This window comes from Pseudomonas cerasi, assembly GCF_900074915.1.
GTDB classification, from domain to species: Bacteria; Pseudomonadota; Gammaproteobacteria; order Pseudomonadales; family Pseudomonadaceae; genus Aquipseudomonas; species Aquipseudomonas cerasi.
This window is the reverse complement of the sequence record NZ_LT222319.1, coordinates 4236832-4250266: the sequence shown is the minus strand read 5'-3', so window position 1 is coordinate 4250266 and position 13435 is coordinate 4236832. Positions and strand designations below refer to the sequence as shown.

Here is a 13435-nt window from a genome sequence, read left to right as displayed (position 1 = left end):
AAAAATTGGCGGCCGTCGAGTGGACAGTGAGTGACGCAACCGCTATGGTCGCGCCCTTCAAAAATGGGGGGCGGGCATGGGTTATCTACTTTTCGTCACACTGATTCAGGCGTTTTCGTTCAGCCTGATCGGTGTCTATCTGGCCGGGCACGTCGACAGTTATTTCGCGGTACTGATCCGCGTGGTGCTGGCGGGTCTGGTATTCATTCCGCTGACCCGCTGGCGTCAGGTCGAACCCCGCTTCATGCGCAGCATGCTGCTGATCGGCGCACTGCAATTCGGCGTGACCTATGTCTGCCTGTACCTGAGTTTCAGGGTGCTGACGGTGCCGGAAGTGCTGCTGTTCACCATCCTCACGCCACTGCACGTAACGTTGATCGAAGACGCGCTGAACCGACGCTTCAACCCGTGGGCGCTATTGGCTGCGCTGATCGCGGTGCTGGGCGCGGGCGTGATTCGCTATGACGGTCTGGATGGCGACTTCCTGGGCGGGTTCCTGCTGCTGCAACTGGCCAACTTCACCTACGCCGCCGGGCAGGTGCTGTACAAGCATCTGGTGGCGCGCTACCCGAGCGACCTGCCGCATTACCGACGCTTCGGCTACTTCTACCTCGGCGCACTGGCCGTGGTACTGCCTGCGTTCCTGATATTCGGTAACCCGCAACACCTGCCCGAAGCGCCGACCCAATGGATCGTGCTGCTATTTCTCGGCCTGTGTTCGACGGCGCTGGGCATGTATTGGTGGAATAAAGGTGCGTGCATGGTCAACGGCGGCACCCTGGCGGTGATGAATAACCTGCATGTGCCGCTGGGGCTGTTGATCAATCTGCTGATCTGGAACCAGCATGAGGACTTCACCCGCCTGCTGATCGGCGGCGGGGTGATCGTGGCGTCGGTGTGGATCAGTCGCCTGGGCGTGCGGCGCGTGCCGGAGAGCGTTTCCGGCACACGTTGAGTCAGACGTGCTGGCCGCCGTTGACGTGAATCTCCGCACCGTTCACGTAGGACGCGCCAGCCGTGCACAGGAAGTAGATCAGCGAAGCGACTTCCTCGGGCTTGCCCAGCCGGTGCATCGGCACCAGCCGCTCGACAATCTCGGCGGTGCCGGGTGACAGAATCGACGTATCGATTTCACCCGGCGCAATGGCATTGACCCGTATCCCGTGCGGGCCGAAATCGAAGGCCATTTCCCGGGTCAGCGCCGACAGTGCCGCCTTGGACGTGGCGTAGGCGACGCCTGCAAACGGGTGGACCTTTGAGCCGGCGATCGAGGTGACATTGATGATGCTGCCCTTGGCTGCCTTCAACTCGTCAAACAAACCCCGACCCAGCAGCGCGGTAGAGAACAGATTGACGTTGAACACCTTGATCCAGGTGCTGTAATCCGACTCCAGCACACCCATGCGCCCGCCGTCCTCGGTCTTCGGTGAAACGCCGGCATTATTGACCAGCGCATCGAGCCGCCCGCCGAGCTTGTCCTTGATCGCTGCCATGCTCTCGCTGACGCTGTCGATGTTTTCCAGGTCCAGGTGAATGTGGTTGAGCAGACCTTCAGCCCACGGGCAGTCATCGACCCAGTTCTGCCGCGACGCGGTAAACACCTCCCAGCCAGCGGCATTGAAATGCTTGACCGTGGCATGACCGATACCCCGGCTTGCGCCAGTCAGCAAAAGCTTTTTCTTGTCGCTCATGAGTGCGTTCCGGTTTTTAGAGTGGATGCATCATGTTTTTTGGTGGGAGGGGTGTCAACGGGGTTCAGGCAGTACCGGTCAGGCGGCAGTGCGCATTGTGTTGATGCGCTTCAACACCCTGCGCCATAACGGCCGCTTTGGATGAGGAGCTGCTTCGGCCACCACATTCGGCATGTCCCGTAAGCGAATCCAGGTTTCGCTGCGCCAGTGCAGCACGCTCAGCGATGTGCCGGGCCATTGCAGCTGGCTCATTCTGGGTTTATCCAGCGTGACGTTCTGTTGATCATGCAAGGTCGTCAGTACCTCATGCGTCAGCCACTGACGCAGCATATGGCTGTGACGGAGGACGAGGGTGGCTTCGAAATGGGGTGTGTGGGGGGAAAGGTGTGGGGCTGAAGCATAGGAAACGGCATTTTTTGGGGCGGCTGCGATGCGTTAGATTTTAGGTTGTGTTCAGATAGTGTGTTGTCGGTTGATGTTTATTATTGAAGCGCGCCCATCTGCATGGGTTAGATTAGGTAACGCCTCCATCACCCTCGACAACCCCACACAGGAGGCGACATGTTCGACAAAGGCATCTGGCTGAACCAACCCCGGCACTGCGGCGTGACGGACGAGCGTTTGACAGTCACCACAGACCCGCAAACCGATTTCTGGCAGCAGACGCACTACGGCTTCTGCCGTGACACGGGTCATTTTCTGGGTGTTTCGGTGACCGGTGATTTCACTGCGCAAGTGCATGTGCAAGGTGATTTCAAGACGCTTTACGATCAGGCGGGCTTGATGGTCCGCATTGACGAGCGCAACTGGGTCAAAACCGGCGTTGAAGTCAGTGACGGAGCCCTGATGCTGGGCAGCGTTCTAACCTGCGGACAATCCGATTGGGCCACGGGTGTATTTGATGATTCGTCATCCGGCCTCTGGCTGCGAGTTACCGTCGCCAAGGGCGTGTTGCGCATTCAGCACTCCAGCGACGGCCTGCGCTGGCCGCTGCTGCGCCTGGCACCATTTCCCGTGAGTGAGTCTTATGCCGTAGGCCCAATGTGCTGCAGTCCGGAACGGGGAGGGCTGGAGGTGGTGTTCTCTCATTTCGAGGTCATGCCTGCACTGGGCAAGGATTTGCATGATCTGACGTGAGTGACTCTTCAGCGAACCATTGCAGGCTCGCTGAAGAGCGACAGGGTAATTTCGTGTTACTGAACGACAGTGAACTTGCAGTTTTCAGCTGATGTTTTTTCACACACGTTATAGACAAGACCAAAAGGCCCCTCTTTGTTGCCGCTGACCGAAAACTGACCCAGTAGAGGCTGTTCTGCCGACTGAAAACTGACCCAGGTGTTCAACTGCTTCTGCTCACTTTTTGAGCAGGAGAACACAGGGTGATCAGCATGGAAATGTTGGGAAAAATCCGGCGGATGTACTTCCGCGACAAGCTCTCGCTGCATCAGATAGCCAAGCGTACCGGGCTGTCGAGAAACACCATCCGAAAATGGGTCAGAGCGCCCGAAGCCAATCAACCAGCGTACCAACGGTGCGCATCCTTCAATAAGCTCAACCCTTTTCACGAGACCTTAGAGCAGGCGCTCAAGGCTGATTCGTTCCGGCCAAAACACAACCGTAGGAGCGCCAAGGCACTTTTTGAGCAGATCAAGGCCGAGGGTTATGACGGCGGTTACAGCCAGCTCACGGCGTTTGTCCGCTCTTGGCGGTGCGAGCAAGGCAAGTCTGTACGCGCTTTTGTACCGCTGACTTTTGCCCTCGGTGAGGCCTTTCAGTTTGACTGGAGCGAAGAAGGCCTGCTGATCGGTGGCCTGTTTCGACGTATCCAGGTCTCCCATATGAAGCTGTGCGCAAGTCGCGCGTTCTGGTTGGTTGCGTACCCCAGTCAAGGCCACGAGATGCTGTTTGATGCCCATACACGTTCGTTTGGAGCGTTGGGTGGCGTGCCACGTCGCGGCATCTACGACAACATGAAAACGGCTGTCGACAAGGTTAACAAAGGCAAAGGCCGCACGGTCAATGCCCGGTTTTCCGTGATGTGCGCGCACTATCTGTTCGATCCGGACTTCTGCAACGTGGCCTCTGGCTGGGAGAAAGGCATCGTCGAAAAGAACGTGCAAGACAGCCGGAGGCGAATCTGGCTCGATGCTCAAAATTGCATGTTCCATACCTTCGAGGAGCTGAACGTCTGGCTCGGCCAACGCTGTCGTACGCTCTGGGCTGAACTTGTACATCCGCAGTACAACGGTTTGACGGTGGCAGAAGCCCTGGAGCTGGAGCAGGCTGAAATGATGCCGATGCCGACGGCCTTTGATGGCTACGTGGAACGCACCGTCCGTGTCTCTAGCACCTGCCTGATCAGCGTGGCGCGCAATCGTTATTCGGTGCCTTGCGAGCGTGTGGGTCAATGGGTCAGCAGCCGTTTGTACCCTTCGCGAATCGTGGTCATTGCCGACGAAACGGTGATCGCCAGTCACGAGCGCCTCTTTGATCGAGATCAGATCGGTTTTGACTGGCAGCACTACATCCCACTCATCGAACGCAAGCCTGGTGCACTGCGCAATGGCGCTCCATTTGCTGATCTGCCAAAACCGTTACAGCTTCTTAAACGCGGACTGAGGCGTCACACCAACGGTGATCGAATCATGATGCAGGTACTGGCTGCTGTGCCCATCGCCGGTCTCGAACCAGTGCTGGTGGCGGTGGAGCTGGTACTTGAATCGGGAAGTCTGAGCGCCGATCACATCCTCAATGTCGTTGCCCGCCTGACCTCCACCGCACCACCTCCCTGTGTAGAAACCAGCCTGCAACTCAAAGTGGCGCCGGTTGCCAATACAGCACGCTACGACCGGCTCCGTACGACCGATGAGGAGAATCGCAATGCGTGACCTAATGACTGAACTCAAAGAACTGCGCCTGCACGGCATGGCCAGTGCTTGGGAAGAACTGGTCTCTCAAGGAACAGCGTCGACGGCTTCATCGAAATGGCTGCTGGAACATCTGCTTCAGCAGGAACATGCGGATCGCGCGGTGCGCTCGGTGAATCATCAGATGAACATGGCAAAACTCCCCATGCACCGTGACTTAGCTGGCTTTGACTTCAGCGCTTCCAGCGCTGATGCCCGGCTGGTCAGCGATCTATCCAGCTTGGCGTTCACTGAAACCGCGCAGAATGTCGTGTTCATCGGCGGCCCTGGCACCGGGAAAACACACCTGGCCAGTGCCTTGGCTGTATCCGGAATCACGGCCTACAACAAACGCGTGCGCTTCTTTTCCACGGTGGATCTGGTGAATCTGCTGGAGCGTGAGAAGTACGATGGCAAGGCAGGGCGAATCGCCCAGGCACTGCTGCGCACAGACCTGGTGATACTGGATGAACTCGGATATTTGCCCTTCAGCCAAAGCGGTGGCGCCCTGTTATTTCACCTGCTGTCCAAACTGTACGAACACACCAGCGTGGTCATCACCACCAACCTGAGCTTCTCGGAATGGTCGAGTGTGTTTGGCGACGCCAAGATGACCACCGCGTTGCTGGATCGGCTGACACACCACTGCCACATCGTCGAAACGGGCAACGAGTCCTACCGCCTACAACACAGCACATTGGCTGCCCAGACAAAGATCAAAACACGCGAACGAAAGCGAAAGGACGGAAATGATATCGAGGACGATGAGCCATTTTGATCCGCACCATAAATGCCCTGCTGCATGCGGTGGGGCTTGATGCGTCTTCAATCGGAACACTGCTGCTAAGCTTATCCACAATTGCTGGGGCAAAAATCAGCAATCCGTCCTGGGTCAATTTTCAATCGGCAGGGTGGGTCAGTTTTCAATCAGCGCCAACACATCAACATCAAGGGGCGAAGCTCAGATTGGGCTGGAGAGCATTTTTCGAAAACGACGATTTTGGTGGCCGGCAATCATGAATTCTATAAGTCGAGCTGGGATAAAACGCTTGGTCGCTTGAACTCATCCAGCGCCCCGCACGTGCATTTTCTGGAGAAGCGCACACTGATTTTGCAGGGTGTGCGATTTATAGGCTGTACGGGATGGGCCGATTTTGATGGCACGGGGAACGCGCCATTGGCGATGATGGAAGCCCGCGCACTGATGAACGATTACAAAGTCAGGGCCAGGAGAGACTGGGTATCTAATATCGATGTAGCGAATACTTCGTAGAAGGTGGTGCAGTCCTTGTTGTACTCAATGATGTCTTCAAAAGAGTCCGTCCAGCCGCCACCAATGAGAGCGGTGACATCGAGAATACACTCCGCCTCAGTGGGTAGGATTTCCAGCATCGCTACTGCCATGCTCTCCAAGGTCTGGCATGGGAAGCCGGTATCATGGAGCGTACCTTCGTCCCAGAACGCGTTCGAATCAAAGAAAATGTCTAGAAGCGGATCCGCGTAGTTCTGCTTGCATTCGTCCCAGCGCCAACTCGTTATGCTGTCATCAAAGGCAGTCTTGAGGCACTTGAGCCAGTCGGTCAGACCTGAAGACCTGAGGATTGCAGCGCGCGTTGACCGCTCCTCCGCCCAGTCGTCATCATGCTCAAATGGCTCTTCAAGAATTTCAATTCTCCGAGCGATACACTCGTTGAATTCGCGCTCCAACGTTTCATGATTGAAACCTGCAAGCTCTAAACGCCTTTTCATGACAGGGCCAGGCACTGCATAGAAGTAATCGGTCTCCTCTTCGTGCTGCTCGTGGGGTTCTGCCTCACACCAAATGAGGGTGTTGCGCTGGGATTTACCGCGAACGCGGATCACGCGATCATTCTTCCGAAAGCACCATCGATGGTAATAGTTCTTCGTCGATGAAATTGGGTAACCAGATATCGTAATATAAGCGTAGCTTCCCATGCGCTCTTCCTTGTAGTCGAGTTCTGCAATTCTAGGATTGGCCCCATGGTGCCGTGTCTATCCTAAAGTACCGACTGTTCGAGCTCGATGAGCAGTCAAGCCCGTCCGTATCGCTCCAGTATTTTCATCAGTACAGCGTTGGCGTGGGTAAAGTTGTCTAGCTGATCACGAATTGGTATACCCACTTTGAACCGTGGAACAGATTATTCTTAAGTCGCCAGACGATCATCAGGACGCATAACATGCTGTCGCGAGGTTAATCGTTTCGGCCTTTGATGACGTTGGCTACCAACTCGGGGGAATCGGAAGGGCGGAGGTTGAGGTATTCGAAGTGATAAGTGATTTCACCGTTCACACAGTAACGGTTTCTGAAGTAGGCCAATCCTTCTTCATACACCTCAGGGTAGATCCTCTTCTCATTGTTGCAGACGTCGACCCGCTCTGAGATGGTTCGCGCCTGGGCATAGTTCTTAAGAGCGTTGCTCAGCAGGGTAGAACAATCTCAGAAACGAGGTTTCCGCAATCGCTGTAACGGGCACTTGAAATAGTCGAGGGCATCGGTATGACTAGCCTCTAATGCAGAATTTTTCGAGGTCGAACAGGCTACCGGCTGATTCGCACTAGTCATCAAAATCCACGGCGATGTGGTGGATCAATTGTCTGGGGCTTTTGGAATCAACCAACGTCTATATGATATTCCGCTTGCTGCGGGGGAATTTCTTCAAGATGCTTTAGCTGCACGTCGCCCCCTAGTCAGTGCCGTGGATGCGATCAGCCAGTAGTAACAACAAAATGGCGTCGGACAGCGTCATGTTGAGCCTAAGTACACATATGGGTTGGGGTCGATGCGCTTTGCCACTCATGGGTATTGCCGATGAAATCCGTACCTGGTCAGCGACTCCCTTCTCTCAGGATGAGAGCTTCTGGGTGGCGACATAGGCGCTTTGGGTCTGCAGGTTCTACCATGAGGGATTGGCGGTTCGATCAAGCATTGAGCCCTCTCAGACACTCATATGAGGGTAAAAACAGAATGGATTTAATTGATCCCTACACAACTATTGTCGGGCTCGTTTCTGCATTTGCATCAGGTCGCGAAGCCTCCCAGGCGCTCAGCGTTGCCGAGTTCAACTCATGGCTTGCGGAGCACAATCACCAGGAACTGGCCAAAGTGATCGACCACAATCTCGGGGTGGCAGTGTTCATCAAGGCCTATCTGAATCGAGAGCTTCCGCAAGTCCAGACAAAGCTCGATGCTTTGACGGCTATGGTCGAGGTGCTGGTCGAACGCAGTGAAGAAACCGACACGTCAGTGGTGCTGCCTGGGGAGCATTACGCTAAAAACGTAGCGCTTTTGTTCATCGGCAGGGTTATGGAAATCGGTCGGGATACCAACATCGGGTACGTCGTCGATGAGTTAGAAGACCATTTAACGCGCAACCAAATCCGGTTTAATCACCGTGCGGTGGCGCGTATGGTTGAGGATGCAGCGGGGCGAACCGAAACAGCGGCCCACATCCTCCAGCGGCACTGGGACGACATCGTCTTGAGGTGAGAGTGATCGCTTGGGCGCTGCCGACGCCTAATGGAGTTGCTATCATTTTTTGAATAGGACTTAGTTGGCAGCTTAGGCTTGGTCAGGCACGTAGCCTCATCCTCGTGTCCATATGGACGTTTAAGATTCTCAGTTTTTTCGGGGTTCTTTGGATTCTCCTTGTAGACCAACAGGATGACCGCCGACATGGCGCCGAGGCCGGACAGCAGTAGCAGGGGCGAACGGTCGATCAGGGTGGCGACGATGATGATCCCGGCGAAGACGTACAGGATCATCTTCGACAGTTGCACGTAACCCTTGATGGAGCGCGTGCGGGCGTGTTCGGTGCGCGCGTAGATGTCCAGCAGGGCGTTGAGCAGGGTGCCGATGGCTAATGTCATGAACAGGATGGTGAACGCCATGGCGATGTTGCCGATCACGTTGCGGCCCGCAGTGCTCAGGCCCGGGACCAGCGTGAGGCCGAACTGAATGACCAGTGACGGCACCATCTGCGCCAGTCGGTGAAAGACCTTGTTGTGGCGGAAGTCGTTGACCCAGTGCAGGGACGGCTGACGGCCGAGCATCCTGACGGCGTACAGCACCAGAAAGCGCGCCACGCGGCCAAGCACCAGTGCGGCGGTCAGCAACAGGATCAGCGCCAGCCCGGTGCGTACCCACGGGTGCTGATCGAGCATGTCCCAGATTTCCTGGGTCTTGAGCCAAAGCGAGTGAATATCCATAAAAGCATCGGGCCCGTTAAGCGAAGAGGGGGCGTGATTAGAACATTTACCGGGTTGGACAGGGCGGCCCGTGAGCACGAAGTGTACGTTGGGCAATGATTTCAAATTTTATCGATCGCTGAAGTAGACTCGTCGCTCATTATCAAAGGAGTTGCGTCTTGCACCTATCCATCGTTCAACGCTGTGCGTCACGTCTCGGGTTGCAGGCCTTGTGGGTACTGGTCGGTCTGGCCTCGTCGACACTGGTCAGTGCCGCCGGCGCGTTACCGACCTACGGTGAAATGGACGCTGCAGGGTTCGCGGGCTCGCCCCGGGAGAACTACGCCCTGCAGGACTTTTCCGATAAATACCGTGCGACGCTGGATATTTCAGCCAAGGACGATGTGTTTCGTCCCGGCGTGATCAACGTGTACGACAAGGCCAGCGGTGCGGCTTTGATCCGCGTGCAGTCCGACGAACTGGTGCTCGGCACTGACCCGAAAACCGGCAAGGTCAAAACCAACGTGCACGAGTTGCCCTATGGCGAACAAAGCGTACTGATCTATCAGGATTTCAACTTCGACGGCATCAAGGACTTGGCCTTGATGGACGGGCAGAACAGCTGCTATCACGGCCCCTCGTATCAGGTCTTTCTCGGCACGGCCGATGGTTTCCGGCACAGCGATTCGTTTACCGAACTGGCGCAAAACAACTGCGGCCTGTTCAGCGTGAATGAGAAAGCCCGCAAGATCGAGACCATGACCAAGGACGGTTGCTGCTGGCACCAGACGTCTACGTACAGCATCCGTAATGGAGAGCCGGTTCTGGAAACGCAGACGGTCCTTGACCATACCGGTGGGTCGGGACTGCCGACTGAAACAGTCAGTCGCAATCAGAATGGCAAGATGACGCACACCACCAGCATCGTCTGGGAGGAAGACCAGCAGCGTGAGATTCTTCTGTCGTTCAGGCTCGCGCCGTCCGGCAAGCGCATTGTGTTGTTCCGCTCAGGGGACGCAAGCCCGGTCTTCTACGCGGCCGTGGACAGCAAGAATCAGGTCGGGCTGCTGTTTCCCCAGGCTGACGGTGAGCAACTGAAGTACGACGCTGCCAGTCACGTATTGAGCTTTGTGCGCGGCGACACCGTTTACCGGATCGTGGGTGACGCAAAGGGTGCGCCCACCGCCATGCAAGTGGTGGTGCGTGGCAAAACCACCGAGCTGAAACTGCTTGCCGAGCCTGCTCAAGGTTCGCTGAACAAGGTCGCGGATGCGTTGAAAGCCGCGCAGTAATCGGGCGACGGGGTGCTAGCCCCGATACCTCACCGCCTCGACAAACGCACTGAATGCCGGCGACGCCTGTCGCCGGTTCGGGTAGTACAAGTGAAAGCCTTCGAAATACGGGCTCCAGTCGACCAGCACTTCTTTCAGGCGGCCGCTGGCGATGTGCGGCTCGGCCATGGAGTCCGGCACGTAGGCCAGGCCCACGCCGTCCAGTGCGGCGTTGAGCACATGAATCATGCTGTTCGACGTAAATTGCCCGTTGACCCGTAGGTTGAGCTTGCGGCTGTCCTTCTCGAACTCCCAGGCGTAGCAGCTGCCGTTTGGCGAGTGACGGATGTTGATGCAGGTGTGTTGAGTCAGGTCCTGAGGCTGCAGCGGGACGGGATGTCGCTCGAAGTAGGCCGGCGAGCCGACCACTGACAGGCGCCAGTCAGGCCCCAGGCGCACGGCAATCATGTCCTTGCTGATGGACTCCCCCAGGCGGATGCCCGCATCGAAACGTTCGCTGACAATATTGGTGAAGCCGTAGTCGATGCAGATCTCGATCTGAATATCCGGGTACTGCACCAGAAACCTTGCAAGCATCGGGCGGATGATGCCTTCTGCGGCGTCATCGGAGCAGGTAATGCGAATGGTGCCGGCGGGTTTGTCGCGCAGTTCGCCCAGCACTTCGACTTCTGCGGCAATCTGATCCAGCAGCGGCCCGATCGAGCGCATCAGCCGTTCGCCAGCCTCGGTCGGGGCCACGTTGCGGGTGGTTCTCGCCAGCAGGCGCAGGCCCATGCGCTCTTCAAGGCCCCTCATGGTGTGGCTCAGGGCTGAAGGCGTAACGCCCAGTCTGGTCGCGGCCTTGGTAAAGCTCTGATCGCGTGCCACCTGCAGGAAGGCTTGCAGGTCATTGAGTTTGGGTGTGCTCATTACTGAATCCTTCTCACAAGCGCGTATAAATTGTGGTGTCTAATCATCCTAATACCTTTGCCCTAACCTGTGCCGACTCATTTTTAACGTCGCCAGGTCAGGACGCATGCAAGTATTTGATTCAACCCTGAAGCAGTCCGAAATAACCACTCATCCGCCCGCATGGGGCGCCTTGTTCTCGATGGCGCTGTGTGTGGTGGTGCTGATTGCGTCGGAGTTCATGCCGGTCAGCCTGCTGACACCCATCGCGCAGGACCTCGGCATCAGCCAAGGGCAGGCAGGGCAGGCGATTTCGATCTCCGGCTTTTTTGCTGTGTTGACCAGCCTGCTGAACACGCCACTGACCGGGCATCTGGATCGCAAGCCTGTCCTGCTGGGCTTCAGCCTGTTGTTGCTGGTGTCTGGCGTGATCGTCACGCTGGCCTCCAACGGCTGGTTATTCATGACGGGACGTGCATTGCTCGGGATTGCCATTGGCGGTTTCTGGTCGATGTCGACCGCCACCGTGATGAAGCTGGTGCCGAAGCAATCGGTCGCCAAGGGCCTGGCACTGATCAACGGCGGCAATGCGCTGGCGGCGACGGTCGCCGCGCCATTGGGCAGCTTCATGGGCCAGTACATCGGCTGGCGCGGGGCGTTTTTCCTGGTTATCCCGCTCGCGGCGCTGGCGTTTGCCTGGCAGTGGCTGAGCCTGCCGGCCATGCGCAGCCAGCCGAACAACCGGGCACGCAATCCTTTTCGCCTGCTGCGCAACCCGCAAGTGGCCGTCGGCATGAGCGCGATCCTGTTGCTGTTCATGGGCCAGTTCGCCGTCTTCACCTACCTGCGCCCGTTTCTGGAAGAGATCACCGGGGTCAGCGTCAACACGTTGTCCCTGATGCTTTTGGCGCTGGGGGCCAGCGGGCTGGTTGGCACCTACCTGATCGGCAGGCTGCTGCACACAGGCCTGTATGCCTGCCTGATCGCCATTCCGTTGCTGATGGCGGTGCTGGCCGTGGCGCTGACCGGCCTGGGCCATTCACCTCAGTCCGTCGCCATTGTGCTTGCCGTCTGGGGGCTGATTGCCACACCTGCGCCGGTCGCCTGGGGCCTGTGGTTGAGCCGCACGCTGCCCGACGATGCCGAGGCGGGCGGCGGCCTGATGGTGGCGACCATTCAATTGGCGATCACCGCCGGGGCCGGTATCGGCGGCGCGCTGTTCGACAGCCTCGGTTGGTGGAGCCCGTTCGCATTCGGTGGCGTGTTACTGGCGTGTTCGGCCGCGCTGGCCTGGACGGCACGCGACAACGCGTCTCTGCAGGAAAGCAACACCGGTCAGGGCCGGGCAGATAAACGCGGGTCAATTTCTCAACGAGGTAACACGCCATGAAAAAGATTCTTTTGATGCTTGGGCTTTTAATCAGCTCATACGCTGCGACAGGAGCAGACATGTCTCACGGTGCCGATAATTTCTACACAAGCGACAAGGTCGTTGCGCAAAAAGTGCTGTTCAACAACCAGTACAAGATGAAAGTCGCGGGCAACCTGTTTATACCCAAAGGCTCGAACCCGAACGTTAAAGCTCCGGCAATCATCGTCGGCCATCCGATGGGGGCGGTGAAGGAGCAAAGCGCCAATCTCTACGCGCAGAAACTGGCCGAGCAGGGGTTTGTCACCTTGTCGCTGGACCTGTCGTTCTGGGGCGAGAGCGAAGGCCTGCCGCGTAATGCCGTTTCACCGGATATCTACGCCGAAGACTTCAGCGCCGCAGTGGACTTCCTGAGCACGCAGACCTTCGTGGACAAAAAACGAATCGGCGTGCTGGGGATTTGCGGCAGCGGCAGCTTTGTCATCAGTGCCGCGAAGATCGACCCGCGCATGAAAGCCATCGCCACGGTGAGCATGTATGACATGGGCGCCGCCAACCGCAACGGCCTGAAACACTCGCAGACGCTGGCGCAGCGCAAGAAGCTCATCGAGCAGGCGGCACTGCAACGTGACGTGGAATACAGCGGCGGCGACACCGCGTATACCAGTGGCACGGTACACAAACTGACTGACACATCCGGCCCGATCGAACGCGAGTTCTATGATTTTTATCGCACGCCACGGGGCGAGTTCACGCCCGAAGGCCAGTCCCCCGAACTGACCACTCACCCGACGCTGACCAGCAACATCAAGTTCATGAACTTCTATCCGTTCAACGACATCGCGACCATCTCGCCACGCCCGATGTTGTTCATCGCCGGTTCAAAGGCGCACTCGCTGGAGTTCAGCGAGGACGCGTACAAACTGGCCGGCCAGCCCAAGCAATTGATCATCGTGCCAGAGGCCGGGCATGTGGATCTTTACGATCGGGTCGATCTGATCCCGTTCGACAAGCTGGGCGAGTTTTTCAAGAACAACCTGAAGTAATCCGCCTGAAAGCGCTACGCATGAAAAGGCCCTGCAC

At 57.2% G+C, this 13435-nt stretch carries 12 protein-coding genes and 3 pseudogenes; 9 read left to right on the top strand and 6 right to left on the bottom strand.

Annotation, left to right across the window (positions count from 1 at the left end; all coding sequences use genetic code 11):
- Nucleotides 1-76 precede the first annotated feature (76 nt).
- Nucleotides 77-955, top strand: a complete 879-nt coding sequence (locus PCPL58_RS21275) for a carboxylate/amino acid/amine transporter (RefSeq protein ID WP_065350386.1) — start codon at nt 77-79, stop codon at nt 953-955.
- 1 nt (nt 956) lies between these two features.
- Here PCPL58_RS21275 and PCPL58_RS21270 read toward each other — a convergent pair whose 3' ends face one another.
- Nucleotides 957-1691, bottom strand: coding sequence for an SDR family NAD(P)-dependent oxidoreductase (locus tag PCPL58_RS21270; RefSeq protein WP_044310166.1), 735 nt, complete (start codon nt 1689-1691; stop codon nt 957-959).
- Between the two features lie 78 nt (nt 1692-1769).
- Nucleotides 1770-2018 (bottom strand): annotated as a pseudogene (locus PCPL58_RS21265) (BRO-N domain-containing protein); the annotation flags it as partial.
- Nucleotides 2019-2252: 234 nt separating this feature from the next.
- On the opposite strand from PCPL58_RS21265, the gene PCPL58_RS21260 reads away from it, so the two are divergent.
- Nucleotides 2253-2828, top strand: a complete 576-nt coding sequence (locus PCPL58_RS21260) for a DUF1349 domain-containing protein (protein ID WP_065350385.1) — start codon at nt 2253-2255, stop codon at nt 2826-2828.
- 56 nt (nt 2829-2884) lie between these two features.
- Here the strand turns inward: PCPL58_RS21260 and PCPL58_RS32890 are convergent.
- Nucleotides 2885-2965: pseudogene (locus PCPL58_RS32890) on the bottom strand (DUF3757 domain-containing protein); the annotation flags it as partial.
- A 114-nt stretch (nt 2966-3079) separates the two neighbouring features.
- Between PCPL58_RS32890 and istA the strand changes: the two are divergent.
- From istA to PCPL58_RS31065, 3 genes are read left to right on the top strand one after another with little or no spacing between them, the layout of a single operon-like run.
- Entirely contained in the window at nt 3080-4579 is a 1500-nt protein-coding gene (istA, locus tag PCPL58_RS21250; RefSeq protein WP_104685637.1) for an IS21-like element ISPsy20 family transposase, read from the top strand.
- Nucleotides 4572-5375 carry an IS21-like element ISPsy20 family helper ATPase IstB gene (gene istB / locus PCPL58_RS21245; protein WP_031598096.1) on the top strand — a complete coding sequence of 268 codons (804 nt, stop codon included), beginning with the start codon at nt 4572-4574 and terminating at the stop codon, nt 5373-5375. The genes istA and istB overlap by 8 nt, the downstream gene beginning before the upstream one ends.
- Nucleotides 5372-5617: a hypothetical protein gene (locus PCPL58_RS31065; RefSeq protein ID WP_104685623.1), complete on the top strand. Its 246-nt coding sequence runs from the start codon at nt 5372-5374 to the stop codon at nt 5615-5617. Before istB ends, PCPL58_RS31065 begins: the two co-directional genes overlap by 4 nt.
- 192 nt (nt 5618-5809) lie before the next feature.
- Here PCPL58_RS31065 and PCPL58_RS21240 read toward each other — a convergent pair whose 3' ends face one another.
- The gene (locus PCPL58_RS21240; protein WP_173926081.1) at nt 5810-6553 is read right to left on the bottom strand and encodes a HEPN/Toprim-associated domain-containing protein; all 744 of its coding nucleotides are present in this window, start codon (nt 6551-6553) and stop codon (nt 5810-5812) included.
- Nucleotides 6554-7583: 1030 nt separating this feature from the next.
- Between PCPL58_RS21240 and PCPL58_RS31060 the strand changes: the two genes are divergently transcribed.
- Nucleotides 7584-8105, top strand: coding sequence for a hypothetical protein (locus PCPL58_RS31060; protein ID WP_157893919.1), 522 nt, complete (start codon nt 7584-7586; stop codon nt 8103-8105).
- A gap of 155 nt (nt 8106-8260) precedes the next feature.
- Here PCPL58_RS31060 and PCPL58_RS21235 read toward each other — a convergent pair.
- A pseudogene (locus PCPL58_RS21235) lies at nt 8261-8824 on the bottom strand (mechanosensitive ion channel family protein); the annotation flags it as partial.
- 158 nt (nt 8825-8982) lie between these two features.
- On the opposite strand from PCPL58_RS21235, the gene PCPL58_RS21230 reads away from it, so the two are divergent.
- Nucleotides 8983-10095: an XAC2610-related protein gene (locus tag PCPL58_RS21230; protein ID WP_065350383.1), complete on the top strand. Its 1113-nt coding sequence runs from the start codon at nt 8983-8985 to the stop codon at nt 10093-10095.
- Between the two features lie 15 nt (nt 10096-10110).
- On the opposite strand, the gene PCPL58_RS21225 is transcribed toward PCPL58_RS21230, so the two are convergent.
- Entirely contained in the window at nt 10111-11004 is an 894-nt protein-coding gene (locus tag PCPL58_RS21225) for a LysR family transcriptional regulator (protein ID WP_065350382.1), read from the bottom strand.
- Nucleotides 11005-11110: 106 nt separating this feature from the next.
- On the opposite strand from PCPL58_RS21225, the gene PCPL58_RS21220 reads away from it, so the two are divergent.
- Both PCPL58_RS21220 and PCPL58_RS21215 read left to right on the top strand, forming a co-directional pair.
- On the top strand, nt 11111-12373 hold the full coding sequence (locus PCPL58_RS21220; RefSeq protein ID WP_065350381.1) for an MFS transporter: 1263 nt from the start codon (nt 11111-11113) through the stop codon (nt 12371-12373).
- Nucleotides 12370-13398, top strand: a complete 1029-nt coding sequence (locus tag PCPL58_RS21215) for an alpha/beta hydrolase (RefSeq protein ID WP_065350380.1) — start codon at nt 12370-12372, stop codon at nt 13396-13398. The genes PCPL58_RS21220 and PCPL58_RS21215 overlap by 4 nt, the downstream gene beginning before the upstream one ends.
- The last annotated feature ends 37 nt before the right edge of the window (nt 13399-13435 follow it).